Origin of the sequence: Streptomyces sp. NBC_00078 (genome assembly GCF_026343335.1) — a bacterium.
GTDB lineage: Bacteria > Actinomycetota > Actinomycetes > Streptomycetales > Streptomycetaceae > Streptomyces.
This window is the reverse complement of record NZ_JAPELX010000001.1, coordinates 780,653-803,543: the sequence shown is the minus strand read 5'-3', so window position 1 is coordinate 803,543 and position 22,891 is coordinate 780,653. Positions and strand designations below refer to the sequence as shown.

General features: G+C 71.2%; 15 protein-coding genes. 5 read left to right on the top strand and 10 right to left on the bottom strand.

Annotation, left to right across the window (positions count from 1 at the left end; genetic code table 11):
* Window positions 1-220: 220 nt before the first annotated feature.
* Both OOK07_RS03710 and OOK07_RS03705 read left to right on the top strand, forming a co-directional pair.
* The gene (locus OOK07_RS03710) at window positions 221-2,749 is read left to right on the top strand and encodes a SpoIIE family protein phosphatase (RefSeq protein ID WP_266676902.1); all 2,529 of its coding nucleotides are present in this window, start codon (window positions 221-223) and stop codon (window positions 2,747-2,749) included.
* Window positions 2,746-3,828, top strand: coding sequence for a sugar ABC transporter substrate-binding protein (locus OOK07_RS03705; protein ID WP_266676901.1), 1,083 nt, complete (start codon window positions 2,746-2,748; stop codon window positions 3,826-3,828). The genes OOK07_RS03710 and OOK07_RS03705 overlap by 4 nt, the downstream gene beginning before the upstream one ends.
* A gap of 145 nt (window positions 3,829-3,973) precedes the next feature.
* Here the strand turns inward: OOK07_RS03705 and OOK07_RS03700 are convergent, their stop codons facing one another.
* From OOK07_RS03700 to OOK07_RS03690, 3 genes are read right to left on the bottom strand one after another with little or no spacing between them, the layout of a single operon-like run.
* On the bottom strand, window positions 3,974-5,008 hold the full coding sequence (locus tag OOK07_RS03700; RefSeq protein WP_266794958.1) for a zinc-dependent alcohol dehydrogenase: 1,035 nt from the start codon (window positions 5,006-5,008) through the stop codon (window positions 3,974-3,976).
* Between the two features lie 11 nt (window positions 5,009-5,019).
* Window positions 5,020-5,880 (bottom strand): fumarylacetoacetate hydrolase family protein, encoded by an 861-nt coding sequence (locus OOK07_RS03695; protein WP_266794957.1) that lies wholly within the window; start codon window positions 5,878-5,880, stop codon window positions 5,020-5,022.
* Between the two features lie 44 nt (window positions 5,881-5,924).
* Window positions 5,925-6,749, bottom strand: coding sequence for an IclR family transcriptional regulator (locus OOK07_RS03690; protein WP_266794956.1), 825 nt, complete (start codon window positions 6,747-6,749; stop codon window positions 5,925-5,927).
* 47 nt (window positions 6,750-6,796) lie between these two features.
* Between OOK07_RS03690 and OOK07_RS03685 the strand changes: the two genes are divergently transcribed.
* Window positions 6,797-8,512: an IlvD/Edd family dehydratase gene (locus OOK07_RS03685; protein WP_266794955.1), complete on the top strand. Its 1,716-nt coding sequence runs from the start codon at window positions 6,797-6,799 to the stop codon at window positions 8,510-8,512.
* Window positions 8,513-8,580: 68 nt separating this feature from the next.
* Window positions 8,581-9,081 carry a GNAT family N-acetyltransferase gene (locus OOK07_RS03680; RefSeq protein ID WP_266676896.1) on the top strand — a complete coding sequence of 167 codons (501 nt, stop codon included), beginning with the start codon at window positions 8,581-8,583 and terminating at the stop codon, window positions 9,079-9,081.
* Between the two features lie 32 nt (window positions 9,082-9,113).
* Here the strand turns inward: OOK07_RS03680 and OOK07_RS03675 are convergent, their stop codons facing one another.
* The 5 genes from OOK07_RS03675 to OOK07_RS03655 form a co-directional block, all read right to left on the bottom strand.
* The gene (locus tag OOK07_RS03675) at window positions 9,114-10,373 is read right to left on the bottom strand and encodes a carbohydrate ABC transporter substrate-binding protein (protein ID WP_266794954.1); all 1,260 of its coding nucleotides are present in this window, start codon (window positions 10,371-10,373) and stop codon (window positions 9,114-9,116) included.
* Window positions 10,370-11,398: a hypothetical protein gene (locus tag OOK07_RS03670; RefSeq protein WP_266794953.1), complete on the bottom strand. Its 1,029-nt coding sequence runs from the start codon at window positions 11,396-11,398 to the stop codon at window positions 10,370-10,372. The genes OOK07_RS03675 and OOK07_RS03670 overlap by 4 nt, the downstream gene beginning before the upstream one ends.
* Window positions 11,395-12,786: a vWA domain-containing protein gene (locus OOK07_RS03665; protein WP_266794952.1), complete on the bottom strand. Its 1,392-nt coding sequence runs from the start codon at window positions 12,784-12,786 to the stop codon at window positions 11,395-11,397. The genes OOK07_RS03670 and OOK07_RS03665 overlap by 4 nt, the downstream gene beginning before the upstream one ends.
* A 77-nt stretch (window positions 12,787-12,863) precedes the next feature.
* On the bottom strand, window positions 12,864-15,185 hold the full coding sequence (locus OOK07_RS03660) for a tetratricopeptide repeat protein (RefSeq protein ID WP_266794951.1): 2,322 nt from the start codon (window positions 15,183-15,185) through the stop codon (window positions 12,864-12,866).
* Window positions 15,186-15,246: 61 nt separating this feature from the next.
* The gene (locus OOK07_RS03655) at window positions 15,247-16,563 is read right to left on the bottom strand and encodes a S1 family peptidase (protein WP_266794950.1); all 1,317 of its coding nucleotides are present in this window, start codon (window positions 16,561-16,563) and stop codon (window positions 15,247-15,249) included.
* 91 nt (window positions 16,564-16,654) lie between these two features.
* On the opposite strand from OOK07_RS03655, the gene OOK07_RS03650 reads away from it, so the two are divergent.
* Window positions 16,655-17,005 carry a trypco2 family protein gene (locus OOK07_RS03650; RefSeq protein ID WP_266676890.1) on the top strand — a complete coding sequence of 117 codons (351 nt, stop codon included), beginning with the start codon at window positions 16,655-16,657 and terminating at the stop codon, window positions 17,003-17,005.
* Window positions 17,006-17,168: 163 nt separating this feature from the next.
* On the opposite strand, the gene OOK07_RS03645 is transcribed toward OOK07_RS03650, so the two are convergent.
* Both OOK07_RS03645 and OOK07_RS03640 read right to left on the bottom strand, forming a co-directional pair.
* The gene (locus OOK07_RS03645; RefSeq protein WP_266676889.1) at window positions 17,169-17,393 is read right to left on the bottom strand and encodes a hypothetical protein; all 225 of its coding nucleotides are present in this window, start codon (window positions 17,391-17,393) and stop codon (window positions 17,169-17,171) included.
* 91 nt (window positions 17,394-17,484) lie between these two features.
* The gene (locus tag OOK07_RS03640; protein WP_266794949.1) at window positions 17,485-22,698 is read right to left on the bottom strand and encodes a family 43 glycosylhydrolase; all 5,214 of its coding nucleotides are present in this window, start codon (window positions 22,696-22,698) and stop codon (window positions 17,485-17,487) included.
* Window positions 22,699-22,891 lie beyond the last annotated feature (193 nt).

Here is a 22,891-nt window from a genome sequence, read left to right as displayed (position 1 = left end):
CCCTCCGGAACGGAGATCCACCTGAAATGTGCCGCGCGGTGATGGCAGGACGACCCGTCGTCAGTCTGGCACCGGCCACGTCGATCTGCGAACGCGGCGGCGGCCGCTGATACGGCTGTGTCCACCGGACGCCCGGTGTGGTTCGCCCACATATGCGATTCTGGTGTGGGTTGCCCGATCTCAGCCGCATCAGCGGCACGGACGGGAGGTGGCTGCCGACATGCCGCACGACGGCCGTGCCCGGGCCGGAGTCTCTCAGCTGCGGGCATCCGGGGCCGATGCCGCAGACACCGACGCGCTGCCGCCGGTGCCGGAGGCGGCCGCGGGCGAGCGGGCTCTGGCCTTCGCCGGAGCGGCGATGGCGGCCGTCTATGTGCCGGACGCCGGCCGGCAGGAGCTTCGCCTTGCGGAGACGGCCTGCTGGGCCCCTTCCGACCACCGGCTGCCCGAGCGTCTGGCGCTGTCCGGGGGGTCGCCCGCGGCGTGCTCCGTCCGCACCGACCGGCCCCTGTGGCGAGATCCCGCCGAGCAGGCCTCCTCCGAGGGCGGGCCGGTACCGGGTGCGGAGGTGCCGCTCGGCTTCCTGCCGCTCGGGACGGAGGGCAGGCGGCAGGGCTGCCTGGTCGTCGTGGGGACGTCAGCCGACGGCTTCGAGCCCGAGCAACGACGCTTCCTGAAGCGGTACGCCGATGCGGTCACCCGCATGCTGGTGGCCGCCGCCGACGCTCCCGGGCCGTCGGCGGTGCTGGGGCCCGCCCTGCGGAGTCTGCGCGTCGGCACCTTCGTCCTGGTGCCGGACACCGGCCTGATCGAGGCGGACGAAACCCTCCTGAGCCTCGTCGGCATCACACCGGCCGACTTCGACGGCAAGGCGGACACCCTGCTCGCGCACGCCCTTCCCGAGGACATGCACGCACTGGTGTCGGTCCTGGAACCGGCGCCCCAGGCGTTCGGCCGACGGGAGCTGGAGTTCCGGGTCCGCGGCCCCACGGGTGAGATGCGCTGGCTGAGTCTGAGCTGCCGCGTCGTGGTGAGCAGCGACGACCGCCCCGAGCAGGTGCTGGGGGTGGTGACACCGACGTCCGTCCTGCGCCGGAGCGCCGACGACGTCTCCCGCATCCAGTGGCTGACCGCCGCCCTCGACGACGCCACGACGGTCCGTGACGTCAGCCGTGTCGTGGTCACCGCGCTGCGGGAGCCGCTGGGCGCCGACCGGGTGGCGCTCGCCGAGCTGCAGGGCGACCGGCTCATGGTCACCGTGCTCGACCCGCCGCAGCCCGACGCCTGGCCGGAGACCTGGCGTGCCCAGTGGCGTACGGAATGGCCCGAAGCACCGATCAGCGCCCTGCCCACCCTTCAACTGGCCCTGCGGGACGGGCGTCCGGACCTGTGGCCCGCCGGCACGGACTTCGAAGCCGGACTCGCGGGCATCGGCGGCGGAGGCCTGGCCGTCCTGCCGCTGCCCGCCAGGGGACGCGTCGCCGGCCTGTGCCTGATCGGCTGGGACCGGCCGCACGAGTTCGTGCCCGACGAGCGGTCCCTGCTGACCGCCACCGCGGCACTCGTGGGACAGGCCCTCAAGGGCGCGCACGAGCACGACGCCGAGCAGGAACTCGCGACGATGCTGCAGCGCAGTCTGCTGCCCCGGCGCCTGCCACAGCTGCCCGGCGGGACGGCCGTGGCCCGCTATCTGCCCGCCCGGCGAGGCCTTCAGGTGGGTGGCGACTGGTACGACGTCATCGCCCTGTCCGAGGACCGGGTGGCGCTGGTCATCGGCGATGTGCAGGGGCACAGCGCGGGGGCGGCGACCATCATGGGCCAGATGCGTACGGCGGTCAGGGCGTACGCGGTGGAGGGCCACCCGCCCGACGTGGTCGTCGCGCACGCCAACCGCCTCCTCGTCGGCATGGAGACCGATCTCTTCGCCACCTGCTGCTATGCCGAACTGGACCTGGAGCAGGGCAACACCCTGTTCGTCAGGGCCGGGCACCTCGCACCCCTGGTGCGCCACCCCGACGGCAGTACGGAGGAGATCGACGTCGAGGGCGGGCTTCCCCTGGGCATTCTGGAGGAGGCCGAGTTCCCCATGACCGCGGTCGAGCTGACCCCCGGCACGGTGCTCGCCCTGCTCACCGACGGTCTGGTGGAAGCCGCCGGCCTGCCCATCGACGAGGGCATGCAGCAGACCCGCACGGCGCTCACCGCCGCCGATCCGGCGGATCTGGGACGCATGGCCGACCGGTTGCTCGGTGACGTCGGCCGCCGCGAGGACGACGTGGCGCTGTTGCTGATGCGCTACGACGGGATGCGGACCCGGCCGATCCGGGCCGGCTGGGTGGTGTGGAGGCTGCCCGACGCCGTCATGCACGCCCGCCGCTTCACCGCGCGCACGCTGCGTCACTGGAAGGCCGAGGACGTCGCCGACGCGGTGCTGCTGGTCGTGTCCGAACTGGTCACCAACGCCCTGGTGCACACGCAGGGCGCCGTCCGCCTCGATCTCATGCTGCGCGGGGACCGGGTGCGCGTCTGCGTCAGCGACTCCTCCCCGCGCGCGCCCGCCAAGCCGGTGATCGTGGACTGGGAGTCGACCGGTGGCCGCGGGCTGCTGCTGGTCGAGGCGATGTCGGAGAACTTCGGCTCGATGCCGGTGGCCGGCGGCAAGCAGGTGTGGAGCGAGATCGCCTTGCCGCCGCGAGAGCCGGCGCCCGCCGAACCCGAGCCCCGGCCGGCCCGGGGGAGCCTGCCGTGAGGACCCGTGGGTGGCAGGCCGTCGCGGCCCTCGTCGCGGCCCTCATGACGATGTCCCAGGTCTCCTGCGGCAAGGACGGCAACGCGGGCAAGGACGGCTTCGCCGTCGGCCTGCTCCTCCCGAGCCGAACGGTCCCCCGCTGGGAGCACTCCGACAAGCCGCTGATCCAGAAACGGATCAAGGAGCTGTGCCCGCGCTGCACGATGGAGTACGCCAACGCCGAGGACGATGCCGACAGACAGCGGCAACAGGTGACCTCCATGATCACCAAGGGGGTCAAGGTCATCATCCTCGACGCCGCCGACACCAAGGCCCTGCGTTCCTCGACGCAGGAGGCCCACCGGGCGGGCGTACCGGTCGTCGCGTACGACCGGCTCGCGCAGGGCCCGGTCTCCGGCTACGTCAGCTTCGACGGTGGGCAGGTCGGCAGGCTCCAGGGGCGCGCACTCCTGAAGGCCATGGGGGAGAAGGCGGCCGGCGAGCAGGTCGTCATGCTGAACGGCGATCCGACCAGCCCCAACGCCGCCTGGTACAGGAGCGGAGCGCTGTCGGTCATCGCGGGCAAGGTGAAGATCGGCAGGTCGTACGACACCCAGGGCTGGAGCACGGACAACGCCCACGCGAACATGTCCGCCGCCATCGAGGCCCTGGGCCCCGGCCGGATCGGCGGGGTCCTGGCGGCCAACGACGAGATAGCCGCGGGAGCCATCTCGGCTCTCAAGCGCGCGGGCGTCAGGCCGCTTCCCCCGGTCACCGGTCAGGACGCCGACCTCGACGCCGTACGGCGCATCGTCGCGGGGGAGCAGTACATGACGGTGTACAAGCCGTTCGGGACGGAGGCCGCCGCGGCCGCGGCCATGGCCGTCACGGTGGGACGCGGCGACGATCTCCGGAAGGTGGCCGACGCGACGACCGACAGTCCCACCACCCGGAACATTCCGTCCGTCCTGCTCACCCCGAGCGCCGTGACGGTCCGCGACGTCAAGCGGATCCTCGTCGACGGCGGCGAGTACACGGTCGACGAGATCTGCACCCGGGAGTACCGGCACGCCTGTGAGAAGGCCGGCCTCACGCCGTAGCGACCGCGCCTCTGGCCGATCCCGCGGGTGAGGGTACGGCGGCTCGCGTGCCTGCCGGGTCCGGCTTCGGACTGCCGCTCCTGGCCCGTCGGCTCACCGCTCACCGGTGTCGGGCTCGGTCGTCGTCGCTGATTCCGTGTGGCATTCACGGGGCCGTCCCTGCTCGGCCGAGTCGCGGGTCCACATGGAACTTGGGGCCCGGCCCGGCACCGGGCGGACGTTCGCCGGCGAGCACGGCGCCGACCGCGTCGAGACTCACGGTGGCGGCGACAAGCGGTCGCGGATCGACGAGACCGTCCGCGTAGGCCCGGATGGTGGCATCGAGTCCGGGGGAGGCGGACAGGACGCCCACCGCGGTCACGTCCTTGAGGGCGAGTGTGCGGGTGTCGATCCGGCTGGGATCGCCGGCCAGTCCGATGTACACGATCCGGCCGGCCGGTTCGACCAACTCCAGGGCGAGGTCCGGCAGATGGGCGGCGTTCGAGGCGTCGACGACCGCGTCGAAGGGCAGATCGGGAACCGAGCCCTCCGGCCACACCCGGGCGAAGCCGAGACCGTGGACGAAGGCCGGGGAGTCGCCGGTGCGGCCCATCAGGTGAACCTCGGCGCCGGCGGCCCGCAGGAACATCGCGACCAGCAGCCCGATCGTCCCCGGCCCCAGTACCAGCACCCGGTCGCCGGCCCCTGCCGCCGTGGCGCGTGCGGCCCGCAGGGCGTTGCCGCCCGGCTCCACCAGGGCGCCGAGTGAGGCGTCCACCGCATCGGGCAGGACGTGCAACGAGGACACCGGGACGGCCAGTTGCTCGGCCAGCGCGCCGGGCCGGTCTCCCCGTACGCCGACCTCCTGCCGTTTGTCGCAGACATGCTGACGGCCGCGCCGGCACCGGCGGCAGTCGCCGCAGCCGAGCATCGTGTCACCCATGACCCGGCGGCCGGTCCACGCGGGGTCGGCACCGGCACCGACCGCCGTCACGCGTCCGGCCCACTCGTGGCCCAGGCGCATCGGGTAGGCGGCGTGACCGTGGTGAAGATACGCCATCGCGCCGGTGAAGAACTCGACGTCGGTTCCGCAGACGCCGACCCGCTCGACGTCCACGACGGCTTCGCCGGGGCCGGCCGTCGGCGCCGGCACGTCCTGGACCGCGTACGCACCGGGGGCGGTCAGCACGAAGGCACGCATCGTGCGAGGACTCACCGGGGTCCGAGCACGCGCTGGCGCTGGGTGCCGAGGTGCCTGATGCCCAGCTCCATCACGTCGCCCGGCTGGAGATACACGGGAGGGGTGAGGCCCATGCCGACGCCGGGCGGGGTGCCCGTGTTGATCAGGTCGCCGGGCTCCAGAACGAGGAACTGGCTGAGGTAGTGCACGATGACGTACGGGTCGAAGACCATCGTCCTGGTGCTGCCGGTCTGCCGGCGGACCCCGTTGACGTCCAGCCACATGTCCAGTGCGAGGACGTCGTCGATCTCGTCGGCGGTGGCGAGCCAGGGACCTGCGGGGTTGAAGGTCTCGGCGGACTTGCCCTTCGACCACTGGCCGCCGCGCTCCAGCTGGAAGGCGCGCTCGCTGACGTCGTTGACGACGACGTACCCGGCGATGGCGTCGCGGGCCTCCTCCACCGAGTCCAGGTAGCAGGTACGCCTGCCGATCACGATGCCGAGCTCCACCTCCCAGTCGGTCTTCGTGGAGCCGCGCGGAATGCGCACGTCGTCGTACGGGCCGACCAGGGTGTTGGGTGACTTGGTGAACAGGATCGGCTCGTCGGGCACGGCCATGCCGCTCTCGGCCGCGTGGTCACGGTAGTTGAGGCCGATGCACAGGATCTGGTGCGGGCGGGCGATCGGGGCGCCGACGCGCTCCTCGGCGAAGCGGGACACCTGTCCCGCCGCCACCCGCTCGGCCACGACGGGGCGGACGCGGTCGACGCCTCCCGACCCGAAGAACGCCTCGTCGAAGTCCGTGACGACGTCGGAGAGGTCGACGTAGGTCTCCTCGTCGATACGGGCAACGGGCTTCTCGGCGCCGGGCGCGCCTATACGCATGAGGTACACGAGGTCGGTCTCCAGGGTCGGGATCGATGAGGGCGGACGGGTCTTCAGCGGTGCGGCTCGCCGAGCGGGCCGAGGAGGCCGCGGATCTCGGCGAGCCCGTCGGCCAGGGTCGCCAGGGGCGTCCGGTAGGTCAGCGCGCTGACACTCACGGCCCCCGAGGGCGTCGTCGGCGAGGTCAAGTACACCGGCAGGGCAAGGCAGTTGACCCCCGTCTCGTTCTCCTGGGCGTCGAGGCCGTAGCCCCGCTCGCGGGTGGCCCCGAGCTCGCGGTGCAGGTCGGCGGCCGTGCACAGGGTCCGTGGCGTGCGACGCTCCAGAGGGCGCTCGCCGATCCACGCCGCGACCTCGCCCGGCGAGCCCAACTGCCGTGCGAGCAGCAGCTTTCCGACCGCGGTGGCGTGGGCGGGGTTGCGCCCGCCGATCGCCGAGGTCAGACGGACGGCACCGGCGGGCGGATCGACCTTGGCGCGGTAGACGACCTCGCGGCCGTCGAGAACCGCGTAGTGCGCGGTCTCGCCGAACCAGTGCGCCAGCGCCTCCAGCACCGGGCGGACGCGCACGTGATCGGGCCGGACCTCGTGATGGGCGAAGGCCATGCGCAGGAACTCGTCACCCAGGACATAGCGGCCGCGGGTGTCCTGCATGGCCAGGCCGGCCCGGCGCAGGGCGCCCAGCGCCCGGTGCACGGTCGGCTTCGGACTGCCGATCACGCGGGTCAGCTCCTCCAGCCCCACCCCGTCCGCATATCGCGCGAGCTCTTTGAGGACCGCGAGCACCCGGTCCGAGCCCACGAGCCGGCCGCCGTCGGCGCCCGGGCCGCCGGCCTCGCCGGGGACTGTCGATCCGTCGTACGTCTGCGTATGCTCCATGGCGTTCCGAACTGTAGACCGCTGTACCGATTACCGGAAGGAACTCCATGGTTCGGCTCCGCAGCGCGCAGTGGTACGAGGGCCAGGACCGCAACGCCTACATCCATCGGGCGTGGATGCGGCGGGGCGTGCCGGACGACGCCTTCACCGGCCGGCCGCAGATCGCCATCGCCAACACCGCGTCGGATCTGACCCCGTGCAACGCGCACCTGAACGAGGTCGCGGCCTCGGTGCGTGACGGTGTGCACGAGGCGGGCGGGGTCCCGCTGGACCTGCCCGTGGTGTCGCTGGGCGAGACACAGGTGCGGCCCACGGCCATGCTCTGGCGCAACATGGCCGCCATGGCCACGGAGGAGATGCTGCGGGCCAACCCCATCGACGGTGTGGTCCTGTTGGGTGGCTGCGACAAGACCATCCCCTCGCTGCTCATGGCCGCCGCCTCGGTGGACCTCCCCGCGGTCGTCGTGCCCGGCGGCCCGATGCTCACCGGGACCTTCCGCGGGACGCCGCTGGGCTGCGGCACCGACGTGTGGCGGCTGTCGGAGGAGGTCCGGGCCGGCACGCTCTCCCAGGAGCAGTTCACCCGGTCCGAGTCGGCGATGATCCGCAGCCGCGGGCACTGCAACACCATGGGCACCGCCTCGACGATGGCCCTGGTCGCCGAGGCCCTGGGCACGGTTGTGCCCGGCACGGCCGGAACCCCCGCCCCCGACAGCCGGCTTCTCCAGGCCGCGCACCACACCGGCCGGCTGGCCGTGGACATGGTGGGCGCCGACCGGCGGCCGGGCTCCTTCCTCACCGAGGCGTCCTTCCACAACGCGATCGTGGCGCTGGCCGCCGTCGGCGGTTCGACCAACGCGGTCGTCCACCTCCTGGCCATCGCCGGCCGGCTGGGCATCGGCCTGACCCTCGACGACTTCGACCGCATCGGCTCCCGCGTCCCCGTCCTGGTGGACCTCCAGCCGGCCGGCCGCTTCCTCATGGAGGACCTCCACCGCGCCGGCGGTCTCCTCGCCGTCCTGCGCGAGGTACGCGACCTGCTCGATCCCGGCGCGCTGACCGTCACCGGCGAGCCCCTCGTGAGCCATCTCGACGACGCGCCGATCTGGGACAGCGAGGTCATCCGCACCCGCGCCGAACCGCTGGTCGCCGAGGGCGGCATCGCCGTACTCCGCGGCAACCTCGCACCGGACGGGGCGCTGATCAAACCCGCCGCGGCCTCCCCGCACCTGCTGCGCCACCGCGGCCGCGCCCTCGTCTTCGACAGCATCGAGGACTTCCACGCCCGTATCGACGACCCAGGACTCGACGTCGACGCGGACTCCGTCCTCGTCCTGCGCGGCTGCGGACCCAAGGGCTATCCGGGCATGCCCGAGGTGTCGAACATGCCTCTGCCGAAGAAGCTGCTCGAACAGGGAGTCCGTGACATGGTCCGCGTCTGCGACGGCCGAATGAGCGGCACCGCGTACGGCACGGTCGTCCTGCACGTGGCACCGGAGGCCGCGGCGGGCGGCCCGCTCGGCCTGGTGCGGACCGGGGACCTCATCACGCTCGACGTCGAAGCCCGCCGTATCGATCTCGACGTACCCGCCGGTGAACTCGCCCGCAGAACCCCGAACAAGGCCACCGTCACCGGCTTCGCGAACCCCCGCCGCGGCTGGGAACGCCTCTACGTCGACCATGTCCTCCAGGCCGACTCGGGTGCCGACCTGGACTTCCTGGTCGGCTCCAGCGGATCCGAAGTGAGCCGGGAGTCGCACTGAGGGCAGCGGCGGACTCGCTCACCCGAAACCCGGATGGCGTCGGCGCGTAGCCCGGGTACAGTCGGGCAATGCCCGACCTCCAGCGGCTGCACGCCGACCACGCCCCGGCGGTCCTGGCCTTCGAGCTGGCGAACCGCGCCTACTTCGCCGCCGCGGTCTCCGACCGTGGCGAGGAGTTCTTCGAGCAATTCACCGACCGTCACAGCGCGTTGCTGGCCCGGCAGGAGGCCGGCACCGGCGCCTTCTACGTGCTCGTGAGCGAGGACGGCTCGGTTCTGGGGCGGTTCAACCTGTACGAGTTCGACGACGGCACCGCCGAACTCGGCTACCGGGTCGCCGAACACGGCACCGGCCGCGGCGTGGCGACCGCGGCCGTCCAGGAGCTGTGCCGGCTGGCCGCGACACGGCACGGGCTGCGCACACTGCGGGCGGCCGCCTCCCACGACAACGCGGCATCCCAAAGGGTGCTGGTCAAAGCCGGGTTCGTCCCGGTCGGCCCGGCCGGTCCGGCCGACCTCGGCGGCAGGTCGGGCAGTTGGTACGAGCGCGACCTGGTGCACGGGTCCTAGGGCGTCTCCTGGGACAGCGGCGGTGAAGGCCTTCACTCCGTGCTGCACACCGTCCGCGGTACCGAAGGCCTGGAGGGCTGGGCCTTCTGGACGAGCTGCACACCTTGGAGGAGCCCGTCGATGCCCGGGTCCTCGTGGGCGGCGACCCTTGCGATGGTCAGCAGGGCCGCCTCGTAGAAGGCGTCCCGCACGGCGGGCGGCATGACGTCCGAGGCGTCCAGACAGCGGGGACCGTCACCATTGAGCCGCTCGACGATCTCGCGTTCGACCGCGTTGTTCCGTGGCCGCACCTGGCGATTCGCCGAGAAGACGGCCGCGGTGTCGGCCCATTTCTGCTGGCCCGCCCTGGAGGCGAGCCGTTCGATCAGTTCCCGGGCCTGGGGACGGTCGCTGAACAGGGCGGCGAAGTCACCGGTCACCTCATGGCCGCGAGCCAGGTCCGGGCCGCCGGGCAGCAGCGGCGCGGAGTCCACCAGGGCTGCGCGCTTCGCGTACTTCTCCCCGTAGAAAGAGGTGGCGAAGGAGCCCTGATGCTCCAGAGTGCATCCGTGCCGGCCGTCGAAGAGCAGGCCGTGGTGGTCGGGGTCACCGCGGTGGTCGGTGAGCAGAGCCTGCTTGGCCAGGCCCCTGTCCTGCTGGAGCAGACGGGCCCACGCCTGCCAGGCGTCGCGCACCGGTGCACTGCTCCACCACCTCCCCGGCCTGCCGAGCGCCCACTCCTGGTAGACGCCCGGCCCCGCCCGTTGCAGCACCAGATCCTCGATCCAGTCGGTGCCGGGCCAGCCGGAGGCACCGTCGTCACCCATGCCGATGCACCAACTCCGCAGCGGCGCAGGTGAGGTGGCGGGCCTGTGACCCTGGCGGTACCAGACGATGCTCTTCAGGTCCGCTTTGACCGGGACCCAGAACACGTGCTGGGAGGTCTCTCCCGTCTGCCTCCAGGGGGAGCCGTACTCCTGAGGGTGATAGAGCCGTTCCAGCGGCTTGAGGTGCTTCTGGTCGGCGTACTCGGCGAGTTCGCCGAGGCCCGGCATGATCACGATGTCCGGCGGCTCCCCCGCCTGCACCTTGGAGAGCAGCACCTCACGCTGCGCCGCAGTGCCCTGATACTGGAAGGGGATGCCGAAGCTGCGCAGCACCTCCTTGAAGTCCCTTTCCTGGCCGGCGGTCCATGTGCCGAGGATGGTGACGGGCTCCTCGTCGTCGTGCTGCGCCCAGACGACCACCATCCCGGCGGCGGCGATCAGCAGCATCACCACCAGGAAGACCAGCATCTTGAACCGCCGCGTCACCGTCGCCTCCAGTAGTCGCTGTCGAGCCGGAGAACGAGCCCCGACGCGGGCAGGGCGATGAGCAGCAGACCGCCGATCAGGGTGCCCCGGTACACCCTGTCGGTCCAGGCGCCGTCGGAAAGTTCCCGCCGGACCTCCTCGGACGTCTCCGTGACCTGCCGCTGCGTACCGGGCAGAGTGTCGTCGCAGCAGTCCTGCTGGGACATGTCGTTGATCGTCCCCAGGCCCCTGATCGAGTCGTCGAGATCGCGCTCGGTGGAGAACGTCGTCATCAGCGGGACCACCGCGAGCAGCACGGTGATGACGAAGGCCGCGAGCAGATACGGGTTCCAGTCACGGCCGCAGCGGTCGCGCAGCACGAACAGCGCCGAGAGCAGAGTCAATGCCAGTGCCCCGAGGGTGAGTTCGGCGAGCCACCAGCCGCCGCGCTGCCACCTCCCCAGGGAGGCGGTGGCTTCGGCGTGCGTCATCTGGATCCGCTGCAGTGAACTCAGCCGGGGCGCGAGACCCACATCCTTGCGGGTGAGCAGCGATGTCGCCTCGTCGAACTTCTGCTCCTGCATGAGCTGCTGGTCGCGGCCCATGGACATGCCGAGGTTGAGTGAGTTGCCGTAGGCGGCGAGCAGACCGTTGACGGTGCCCAGGTCCTGGTCCGTCCGGTCCGCGATCCGGGACAACCCCTGGTCGGCGGCGGACAGTTGGGACCGGTAGGACTTGCCCGCGCCGGCCACGTCGACGAGGTGGTTGGTCACCAGGACGCGGACTTCCCAATCGGCACGCAGCGCCGCGAGCCGGGCCGCGGCGAGCCCCTGCACGGCCGGCGCCTCCCGGGACGAGAGCGCCTCCACACCATGCTGGGTCTGCCGGTAGCAGCCGAGCAGCGCGCTCGCCCCCACGATCGCGCACAGCGTCAGGACGAGCAGATGCACCTCCAGCAGCCGGCGGGTCCGCCACGGGGCCAGCCGCCTGCGCCAGAAAGCGGCGAGGGAGCTGCGGCGCCGGAAGGCGACGGGTCCGGTCCTCACAGCAGCTTCTCCCCGCAGGCGATGCAGTAACGGGCCTCGCTCCCGGCCACGGTGCCGCAGCCTCCGCAGCGCGGACCCGGCCGCGTGGTGACGGCCTCGGTCAGCAGTCCGCCGGGGCGGGACCCGGCGCGCAGGATCATCGGGCCGAGCGTGCCGGCGTCGACCGCGGTGCGCAGCCGGACCCGCCCGGCGGGCGCGTCCTCGATGTCGGCGACCGCGCGGATCTCGGCCAGTACCCAGTCCGTGCCGAATTCCGCAGCCAGACGTGCCGCCTGCCCCAGACAGTCCTCGGCAGTGTCCCGTCGGTGGTTCTGAAGAGCGACGAGCCCCTGGCGCAGAGCACTGCGCATCCGGCCCGTGGCGTTCAGGTCGCGCACGCTGTCGGCACCCGCCGGGGCGTGCGGCGGGGGCTGCGCGGGACGGTGCCAGCGGGCGGTGACGGGCGCATGGACCTCGCCGACCGAGACCATGGCGAACTGCAGCTCGGTCTCCAGCGGATCGGCGTCGGCGTCGGCCACCAGGGTGAGCAGGTAGTCGCGTCTGCCCTGCTCCCACTGGTACGTCGGGAAGCTCCAGCGATGCGGCCGGCCGGGCTGGGGCAGCCCGCCGAGACGGTGCGGCCGGGGTGCCTTCTCGTGGAGCGAGACCTGGCGCACCGACGGCCGTACGGTCACCTCGATCGGCAGTTGGGGAGTGTGCACCCGGCGCAGGCGCTTGATGGCCGCGGTGATCGTCCGGCCCAGGCCCTCGTCCACGAACTCGGCGGTGCCGTGCAGCCGTTCGGCGAGGGTCAGCAGGGGGTCCGGGGCCCACTGCGCGCCCACCGCCAGCACATCACAGGTGAACTGCCCGGCACAGGCGTCCAGTTCCTCTTCGAGACGGGTCTCGCCCGGAGCGCTGCTGCCGTCCGTGATCAGTACCAGATGCCGTACGGACAGCGGGCGGCCGACGAGCAGGGCGCGTGACCTGGCCGCCCAGGCGGCGTACCCGGCAGGACGCGGGCCGTCCCCGTGCAGTGGGAGCGAGCCGACGGCGAAGGCGGCCCGCCGCTTCTCGTGCTGGTCGGCGACGGCCCACTCGTCGTCGCCCCGCGGATAGCACCGCACCGGCTCGGGGCCGCTGCCGAGCACCGTGAAGGATATGCCGTCGGGCAGGGCACGCAACGCGGCCGGCAGGGCGCGTCGGACGGCCTCCCGGTGGGGCTGGGCGACGTCCACCGCGATGATCACGGCGAGTTCGACCGCGGGCAGGTCGGTGGGGGCGGCGTCGGCGGACACGTCGACCCGCAGATGAGCTTCGATCTTCACGCTGCGGTGCGGGCGCAGATCGCCGTCGAGATCGACGTGCAGCTGGATGCCCGGCTGCTGCGGCCGGGTGTGGCTGCTCATTCGTACCTCACCGCTCCTTCCCCTTCGTCGCCGTCCGGACCGCGTGGGGTGCCGTCCGGTCCGTGGATTCCGTGCGGTCAGAACCTGGTCTGGGGGCGTACCGCGTGCAGGAGGTCCACGAGGTGGTCGTGGACGGTGACCGACTCCCGGTGGCGTGAAGCCAGTTGGCGATAGTGCGACTCCACCTGTCTGCGCAACTCGCGCTCCTGCGGGCTCAGGCGTCTGAGGCGGCGGGCGTCGAGCCGTCCGGCTCCTGCTCCCGTTCCCGGCGAACCGGGCCGGTCGCTGCGGGCATGCAGCGCGTCCAGTTTCCATTCGTGCATTTCGGTGCTCAGGCGCAGCGCCTCGTCCTCGGACAGGCTCGGCTCGCCCGCGCCCGGTCGCCGCCCCACGAGTCCGCGCAGTTCGGCCAGGGCCGCGTCGACCTCGGTGGGAGACGGCAGCGGATCGCCGTCCCCGGGCAGCCGGGCCGCGCGGATGCGTAAGGAGGCGATCCGGGCGACGGTGTGGTCCAGCGTGCCGGGGCGGACCCGGCCCAGTACGTCGAGGGCCCCGCGGCGGTCCCCCGCACGCAGCGCGAGCCGGGCCAGGCCGAGCGCGGCGCCGCCGTGCGCGGGGTTGCGGGCGAACACCGCCTCGTACAGTTCCTTCGCGGTGGGCCCCGCCGAGTCGTCGCCGAGTCGCTCCCCGCAGTAGGCGAGGGCCAGTTTGGGCGCGTACTCGCCGGGGAGTTCGAGGTGGACCTTCGCGAAGTGGCTCCTGGCCTCGGCGACCCGGCGCGGAACCTCCTCCAGGCCGGCGCTGCGCAGCGCGAGCAGAGCGCGGTGCCATTCGAGCCGCCACCGGCGCACCGCGGACGGCCCCGGGATGGAGTCCGCGGTGTCGAGTTCCTCCTGGGCGAGCGCCAGGTCCTCCAGCGTGTCGCGGCGCAGCAGAACGCGCACGTTGTGCAGGCAGATCTCCACCGACTGCGGCTTCTCGTGCTCCTGGTCGAGGAGTTGGCCCGGGTCGTAGCCGCTGCTCACCTCGAACCGCGCGGTCTGCGGATCGCCCGGATAGCGCCTTGGCACCGGCAGGCAGCGGGCGATCTCCGTGGGCGTGGGCGCACCGAGGTCGAGGGCGGGGGCCTCGGGCGGCCAGTACCGGTCGCGGCGTGGGCGGTCCATCCAGTGCTCGATGCCCGGCACGGTGCCGAGCCGGGCGCCGAGCAGCTGCGGGGACGGCCGGAAGTAGTCGGAGGGCTCGGGCGGGTCGCTCTTTCCGCGCAGGGCGCGGATCTCCCGCAGTGCGCCGCGCAGTTGGCCGGCCATCTCCCGGGCGTCGGCGAAGCGCAGCCCCGGATCGCCGCGGGTGGCGCGCTCGACGACCCACCAGAAGGAGGCGGTGCCGAGGCCGGGTACCTCGTCGACGGCCCAGCGGGCGAGTTCCCGCAGGGTGACACCGACGGTGTGCAGGTCGTGGGCAACGGTGGGTACGGCCGCGGACCCCGTCTCGGGTGCCATGTACTCGGGAGTGACATGGGCGGGGGGCTGGGGCAGGCTCTCGTCCTGCTCGCGCATGCCGCCCAGGTCGATGACCTTGACGCCGTCCCCGTGGTGCACGACGTTCGAGGGCTTCATGTCCCCGTAGACGAAGACGCGTTCGCCGCCGGCGTGCAGATGGACGAAAGCCTCCAGGATCTGGCAGCCGTACGCGGCGACGTGCTCGATGTCGAGCACCGACTCACCCCGCCGGGTCTCCTCGACGACCTTCTCCAGGGTGCCGTCGCCGACGTCGTCCATGACGATGTAGCCACCGGTGACCTGACCGGCCCGGTCGCTGCGCGCGACGAAGTCGCGGATCTGGACGATGCGCGGGTGGCGGATGGCGACGAGGTTGCGGCGTTCGACGTCGGCGAGCCTGGCGCCGTCGTGTTCGTAGCGGTTGAGCAGTCCCTTGACGGCGACGACGTCACCGAGATGGGTGTCCTCGGCGAGGTAGACCCAGCCCTGGCCGCCGTGCGCGATGGGCCCCATGATCCGGTACTGGTCGCGCAGCAGCCCGCCCTCGGTGAGCTCCGGTTTGTACGAGTAGCGCGCGCCGCAGGCCGGGCAGAACCCCTCCGTCGGCACCTGTCCCTCGGTGTAGGGCGGGGCGAACGTGATGCCGCATTCGGCGGCCGAGCAGCCCATGCGGATGCGCAGCGGTGCCTCGGGCCGGATGAGGCGTTCCTGCGCGGGGCGTGGCGCGCGCTCGGGCAGGGCGAGGAGGTCGTGGGGGCCGAAGTCCCGTGGGTCCGCGGGCAGTACGGGCAGCCCGGGACCGCTCTCCGCGCGTCCGCACTCGGCGCAGTGGCCGGTGGGCAGCACGGTGCCGCCGCAGGGGGCCCCGGTGAAGCGCCGGTGCGGACAGGCCGTCATCCTCTCGCCGTCCCCCTCTGCTGCCCCGGCCGCGCGGAGCCGGTCATACCCGGCCTGCCCGTCATACCCGGCCTCCTGGGTGGCGTAAGTCGGCTCGCACGGTCCTGATCAGCTCTCGCAGCCGGGTCAGCTGTTGTTGCGAGTCCGCCAGAGCGTCGATCAGGCGGCGCTGTTGCCGGCGCCGGTCGGCCGTCTCGGTCAGGGTGTGGAGGGAGGCGCTGTCGACGACGCCGAGCCGGACCGCGCGGCTGAACTCCGCCCGCTGCAGGCGGTCGAGGAGCGCGTCCGCGTGGCTCGACAGTGCGGGCCGCAGGAGTTTGTCGCGGGCCGCGTTCCAGCCGGTGCCGCCCTCGTGCCGGAAGACCAGCAGCAGCCTGAAGCCCAACACCCGCAGCCGGCCCAGGAGTTCGATCAGCGCATCCGGCTCGGGTTCCCGGTCGAGGCCGTCGACGAGGACCGTGACCGGGCGGACGGGCGCACGGTCGGCCGCCTGCGCGGGCCGGGGCCCGGTACCGCGCAGCCAGTCCCAGTACGCCAGGTACTCGCCGGTCGGGAAGGTGATCTGGTCCAGGGCGTGGTCGGCGAGGTCCGGTCTGCTGGAACCGCCGCGATGCACGACTTGCGCACGGTGCTCCAGATGGCGCAGCGAGCGGTCCTTGCCGACGCCCGGAGGGACCACGGTGATCTTCACCGGATCCTCGTCCGGGTCCTCGAACCAACGGGTCAACCGCTCCTCGAAGGGCCGGTCCCATGCGTGGGGGCCGCTCAACTCCTTGATCACCGGCGAGAGTTCGGCGATACGGGCGACGGGGACCAGATACGAGAAGGCGAGCCGGTTGTCCTCGGGCCGTACCTCCTCCATGTCACCGCGCCAGCTGACGACCAGGCCCACCACACGGGCCGGACGACCTTCCTGCGGGCGGGTGCACACGGCGGCGCCGCTGAAGCCCTTGCGCACCACCTCCGCCTTGGTGACGGCGTCGAGCTGCACCCGCTCGCCGCTGGCCCCGCCGATGCGGCCCCACAGGCTCATCCCGTCGTCAAAGCCCCGCGCGTAGCCCGTCGCGTACACCTCCATGCCGCCCCACAGCGCGGGTTCCAGCGGGGCGGGCCGTGCCTGCGGCCGTGGGCTGTCCAGGCCCAGCACGGCGACGTCCTCGCTCGCGCGCAGCCAGCCGCCGGGCAGGACCCGTGCCGTCACGGGTTCGATGTCACTGTTCTCGGCGAACTCAAGCCACATCACGGCGTCCGGGGTGCGTACCACGTGTGCGCAGGTCAGCGCGGTGTTCTGGTCGACGAGCACGCCGGCGCCGCAGATGGGGCCGTGCGCGCCCTCGCGCCGTAACCTCAGTCTCCAGTCCGCACGTAAATCCCCCATGCTGTCTCACACTACGCGCGGAGCATGGTGCCTCCCTAGACTTGTGACCAGTCTGGATCGGCCAATCAGCGGAATTCGGGGGTGTGTTGACATGGGGGATTCGGAACCGATCGGTCTCGCGGAGGCCATCGGCACGGTTCGAGCCGAGCTCGCGCGGGCCCAGGCCGAGGGCGCGGAGAGCGACTGGCGGTTCAGCGTGGAGCAGGTCAGCCTGGAGTTCTCGGTGCAGTTCCACCGGGCCGGCGAAGGCGGCGCCGGCCTGCGGCTGGGTGTGGTCGAGGCACGCCTGGGCGGCTCGGTGAGCCATGACTCCACGCACCGCATCCAGGTCGACCTCAAGCCGCTTCCCCGCCCCGACGGCCGTCACCACGAGGTGAGCCGCGACGACGACACCGCACACAGCCGGCCGGGACCGCACGACGGCGACCTCTCGCGCGGCTAGCGGATCCGGCGCGGGAACGAGCCCCGGGGCACCAGGAGAGCCGGCGCCGCCGACCGGGATCGAACACCTCGAGAAGCCGACACCGTGAACACCGGGAACCCCTGCGCCGGTCGCAGGGGTCACTTCACGTCCGCTGTCATCAACGGCCGTGTCGCCGTCGCTCTCATCCGGCGCGTCGCGCAACACTCTGGCCCGCCGTCTCCTCCAGCCCTCGGCCGGTCGGCCGCTCGCCACCCCAGGCGGCCGGCGGCCGGAGTGCGTCGTTGAGGCGTTTGCCGTCCTCGGTCAGTGAGTACTCGACAGCCCCTACTTCGAGCTGATGCGCCGCCGCCCGGCCGAGGGCAGCGGCGAGGAGGACCTGACGGGCGTGATCGACCTGCTGGTGCACTGACCGGCCACGTGCCGGCCCACAACCATGCTGGTCACAGTTCCCAACGAGGAGCTGTGACCAGCACTTTCACAACACGCCCCAGGACGCCCTAGTGCCGGTGGTCTCCGACGGTGACGGAGCCCTTGACCTTGGCGCCCGTCCGGTTGTCGTAGACCACGTCGCCGTTGGACTTCTTCCAGATCCTGATACGCAAGGTGTCGGGGCCGTCGGTCGCGGTGATACGGAACGCGTAGCCGTTCCTGCCGTCGACAGTGCCCGACCCCTGCTCGATGGCATGGGAGCCGGAGACCACGAGCCAGTCGGAGCCGGTGGAGCGGAACGTGAGCCGGGCGGCACCGAAGACGAACGTGGCCTGTCCGGTGGGCTTGGCGGCCCCCTTCCGGTACCGGGCGTCGAAGGCGAAGGCCGCCTTGCCGGTCAGCCCCGGCCCGGCCGGGTAGGCGCCCGCAGGGGAGGTGATCGTGCCGGCACCGGACGCCGGGCCGGCGTCACGGTCGTACACGATCAGCTCGGCAAGCGTCCTGCTGTCCTTGCCGCCGTCGTCGTCCCGGACGGTGATCACCGGACGGTGGATGCCCGCCGTGACGTAGGTGTGCTCGGCGCGGCAGCCGTCTCCGGAGCCGGTGATGCTGCCGGCCGTCGGACGGGTGCCGTCCTTCCAGTCGAGCGTGCAGGTGTGACTGTCCGAGGTGCCCGGGTCGGTGAAGGCGGCGCTGACAACCACCCGTTTCCCTACGGCAGTCGGCGAGCCGGGGCCCGTCGCCGAAGTGATCGACGGGGCGGCGTTGGAGACCGTGACCGTGGTGGTGTCGGTGCTGCGGCCGCCGGTCAGGGTGATCTTGTAGGTGCCGTTGTCGGTGCAGGTGAGGGTGGTCCGGGCCGAGACGGGGTCCGCGACCGTGCAGGGTGCGCCGTCGTCGGGAGTCCAGCGGGGTGTGCCCGCCCCGGAGACGGTGCCGGCGAGCGGGATCGCGTCGCCCTCGGTGCCGGTGACGTCCGGACCCGCGTGGACGACGGTCACCGGATCGATGCTGGTCAGGGTCGGTACGACCTTCTTGATCAGACCGTCGGCGTCGAACTCCATTTTGTCGATGGTGGTTTCGCGGTGCGTGCCGTCGCCGCCGGGGAGGGCGAAGCGGTGGTAGGCGATGTACCAGTCGTCGGTGTTCGGGACGTGCACGACGCTGTGGTGGCCGGTGCCCTTGATGCCCAGGGAGAGATCCTTGGAAAGGATCACGCCCTGCTTGGTCCAGGGGCCGGTGGGGGAGGGCCCGGTGGCGTAGGCGACGCGGTAGTTCTCGTCGCGGGTGTCGTTCTCCGACCACATGAAGTAGTAGGTGCCCTTGCGCTTGATGACGAAGGAGCCCTCGTTGTAGCCGCTGGGCGTGATGTCCTTCATCTTCGAGGTGTCGAGGGAGGTCATGTCGTCGTTCAGCGGAGCCACGTAGGCATGTCCGTTGCCCCAGTAGAGGTAGGACTGTCCGTCGTCGTCGGTGAAGACCGCCGGGTCGATCATCTGGCCGCTGAACTGGCCCGCCTTCAGGAGCGGGTGACCCAGCGCGTCCTTGAAGGGACCGGTCGGCGAATCGGACACCGCGACCCCGATGTTGGCGTCGGCGCAGAAGTAGAAGTAGTACTTCCCGTCCTTCTCGGCGATCGTCGGCGCCCAGGCCCTGCTGTCCGCCCAGCTGACGTCGGGACCCAGGTCGAGGATGACGCCGTGGTCCTTCCAGTGGACCAGGTCGGTGGAGGAGTACGCCTTGAACTGCGTACCGCTCCAGCCGTCGAAGCCGTCGGTCGTCGGGTAGATGTAGAAGGTGTCACCGAACCGCACGATGTTCGGGTCGGCGTTCAGACCCGGCAGGACCGGGCTCTTCATGACGAGCGCCGAGACCGTCCAGGTGCGCTTCTTGCCGTCGGATCCCGTCACCTCGTACGCCACCGGCTTGGTGAAGTCCTGCACGCTGCCGGAGGCGGGGCTGATCGCTGCGCCGTGGGCGAGGGTGAACTCCGGGGCCAGCGCGGTGAGATCGGTGCCCTCCTTCATGGGCAGCGTGACCTTGCTGTCGGCGTCGTCGACGATGGCGTCCACCTTCAGTGCGGGGTGCGTCGCCTTGGCGATGCCCGCGGTGTTGCCGCTGAGTTCCATGACCTCCGAGGCCGACAGGGCCCGGTCGTAGATGCGGAAGTCGTCGACCTCGCCGCCGAAGTACGGGTCGGCCGAGTACAGGGACCGGCCGATGTAGCCGCTGTAGTCCTTGTTCGCGTCGTACAGGTCCGACGGCTTGATGGTGGTCGTCGTACGGGCCGCCTCGACGCCGTCGACGTAGAGGACCATCGTGCCCGTCGCGCCGTCCAGGGTGACGGTGACGTGCCGCCACTGGCCGGGCGTCAGCTGCGAGCCTGCCGTCACCTTCGACTCCGCCGACCAACTCGCTTTCGTGATGGCCGAGTAGAGGCTGTTGCCGCCGTTGGAGGGAGTGGCGAACAGGTACTTGTCGCTGTCAGGACCGAGCCCGAACAGCCACTGGAAACCGCTGCCGCCCTTCCACTTGGCGTACATCGACACGGTCACGCTGTCGGCGTTCTTCAGCACACCGTTCGGGATCTTCACATACGGCGAACCGGAGTCGCCGGACATCTTGAACGAGCCGCCGTCCACGCCGGTGCCGAAGCCGGGCGTGCCGACATACGTGCCGTGGTAGCCGTGGCCGCTGGAGTCGACCGCGATGTTCCCGCCCGTCTCGTCGAAGGCGTAGTGCAGGAGCAGGCCGGCCGGGATGTCGCCGCCCTCCTGGGACACGGTGACCTCGGCCTGCACGGGGATCGCCGCGCCGTCCGGCAGGTGGCCGGTCACGGTGAAGGTGCCGGCCTGCGCGTAGGCCGAGGCCGGGACGTCGTCCCAGGTGACCGCGACCGGCCGCTCGACGCCGTCCGCGTACTTCGCGATCACGGTGGCCGGCAGGACCGGCGCCCGACCGGTCCTGGTCTTCACCTTCACGTTCTCGGCGCTCTGCACCAACTGGTCGGGCTGGTAGGCGCGCAGGAGGCGGTCGTACTCGGCCTGGGTGACCGGCAGGACGGTGCCATGGCGTGGCTTGGCGGGCAGGTCGTAGCCGGTGGACGGGGTCCAGTTGCCCGAGTCGAGGTCCGTCGTCTCGAACGGGAGATAGCCGCGGCCACCGAACTCGTCCAGGAAGGCGTACCACTTCTCCTCGGTGTTGGACTTGAACACCAACGGCCCCTCGGCCGCGCTCATGGTGCCCTTGCCGATGCCCTCCGCGACCGCGGTCCAGGAGGGGTTGAGGATCGAGTCGCTCTTCTCCTCGAAGATGAACTTGCTGTTGGGGGTGGAGGAGGTGTTGTTGCGCTCGTCCTTGGACAGGCGGTAGTACGTCCCGTCGTGCTGGATCATCGTCGAGTCGATCACCGAGTAGCCGCGGTCGATCCACACCTTGGGCTTGCTGAAGGTGTAGAAGTCGCGGGTGGTCGCGTACATCATGCGGTTGTACGTGTCGCCGGAGTGCGCCTCGTTGTCGTACAGCTTCGACGCCCAGAAGACCACGTACTCGCCGAGCTTCGCGTCGTAGAACGCCTCCGGCGCCCAGGTGTTGCCCGCGCTGTCGGGGGAGATCTTCACCAGCCGCTGGTTCGTCCAGTGGACCAGGTCGGTGGACTCCCAGACCATGACGGACTTGCTGCCGGTGCGCTGGGCGGCGTCCCAGTCGCCGTTGCCGTAGATCCTGAGGTCGGTGGCGATCTGGTAGAACTTGTCGCCCTCGGGGGAGCGGATGATGAACGGGTCGCGCAGGCCCTTCTCGCCGAGCGTGGAGGTCAGGACCGGCTTGCCGTCGTTCAACTCCCGCCAGTGCAGCGGGTCGTTGCCCTTGCTGAGGGCGGAGTAGAGCTGTTCGCCGTCCGCTGTGCCCTCGCCGGTGAAGTAGCTGAACATATAGCCCTTGAGGGCTTCCTTCGCGGGCAGTTCGGGCACCTTGGCGGTCAGGACGCGGGTTGTGCTCGCCTCGCCCTTGGTGACGGTGGCGGTCAGGCCGATGGTGGTGGCGCCCTCGCCATGTGCGGGGCGGTGGACCACGCCGTCGGCGGAGACCGTGTCGGGGTCGGCGGAGGACCAGGTGACGCTCGTGCCGTAGGCGCCGTCGGCGGGCAGGGTGAGGTTGCCGCGTGCGTCATCCAGGTTGTGGACGGTCAGCGCGTCGGCGGCCTGCCGGGTGGCGGCGGTGTCGTCGAGGTCGGGCAGGACGGTGACCTCGAAGGTGCGGGTGCCGGTGACCGTGCCCTTCTTCAGGGTCGCCGTGAGGGTGGCGTGGCCGTCGGGCGAACCGGCGGCGGGGCGGGTCACCCGGCCCGAGTCCGAGACGACGTCGGTGTTGTCGCTGGACCAGCTGATGCTGGAGCCACCCGCGGTGCCGGTCTTCGGCAGATCCAGATCCGCCGTCACGGCACTGGTGTCACCAAGGGTGAGGGCCGCCTTGTCGTCGGCGACGCCCTGGGTGTCGACGGGGAGGGCGAGTTGCTCGACCTCGGACCCGGCCAGTGCGCGGTCGTATACGCGGAAGTCGCGGATGCGGCCCTTGAAGAGCTGGTCCCCGGAGTAGACGGACCTGCCTATGTAGTCGGCGGTGGTGGTGCCGGAGCCGATCGCGCCGGGGGTGATGCTCACCGAGGTGTTGCGGCCCACCTCGACGCCGTCCTCGTAGAGCACGCCCGTGGTGCCGGTCTGGGTGTAGGCGATGTGCTTCCAGACCGAGCGGGCCAGATTGTGGGAGTCGGACGGCTTGGTGGTCTGCTCGGTCGACCAGTTGCCGCTCGCGGCCGATGCACGGAAGGAGTTGCCGGTGCTGAACAGGTAGCCGTTCCCGTTGCCACCGCTGGAGTTGCCGAAGCCGTAGAGGAAGTACGGCGTGGTCTGCGTGGAGTCGATGCGTACGTCGAGGGAGACGGTGATCGAGTCCATCCCCTTCATGACGTCGTCCGGCACCTTGATGTAGGTGTCGGTGCCGTTGAAGGCGAGCCCCTGACCGGATGCCGACCAGTCGGCGGTGCCGTTGACCGTGCCGGTGCGCCCGTTGCCGGAGGCGTCGCTCACGGTGGTCCCGGAATCGGCGTCCAGCTTGTACCACAGGGCCAGTCCGTCGGTGACGTCCGAGACTTCGGCGGACTGTGCCGCCTGCGCGGGGAGTGCCGGTCCGGCGAGGGCAAGAAGCATCGAGGCGGCGGTCAGTCCGGCGAGATGGCCCGCCAGGCTTCTCGCGCGGCTGCGAAGTCGTGCGATGTGCGTCATGTCGAGGTTCCCTGCTGAGACATGGCTGATGACGGACGGTGAGGCGGGAGGGGCGCACGGACGAGGGCCGACGACGACGTTCTTGTCGGGAGCCTGGGGTTACACGGCGGTGACGTCGTGTTGCGAGAGTGTCAATCGGCGTACTGTGCAGCGTCAAGAGGTTTCGAACGATGTGCGACAGGTCGAACAAGGG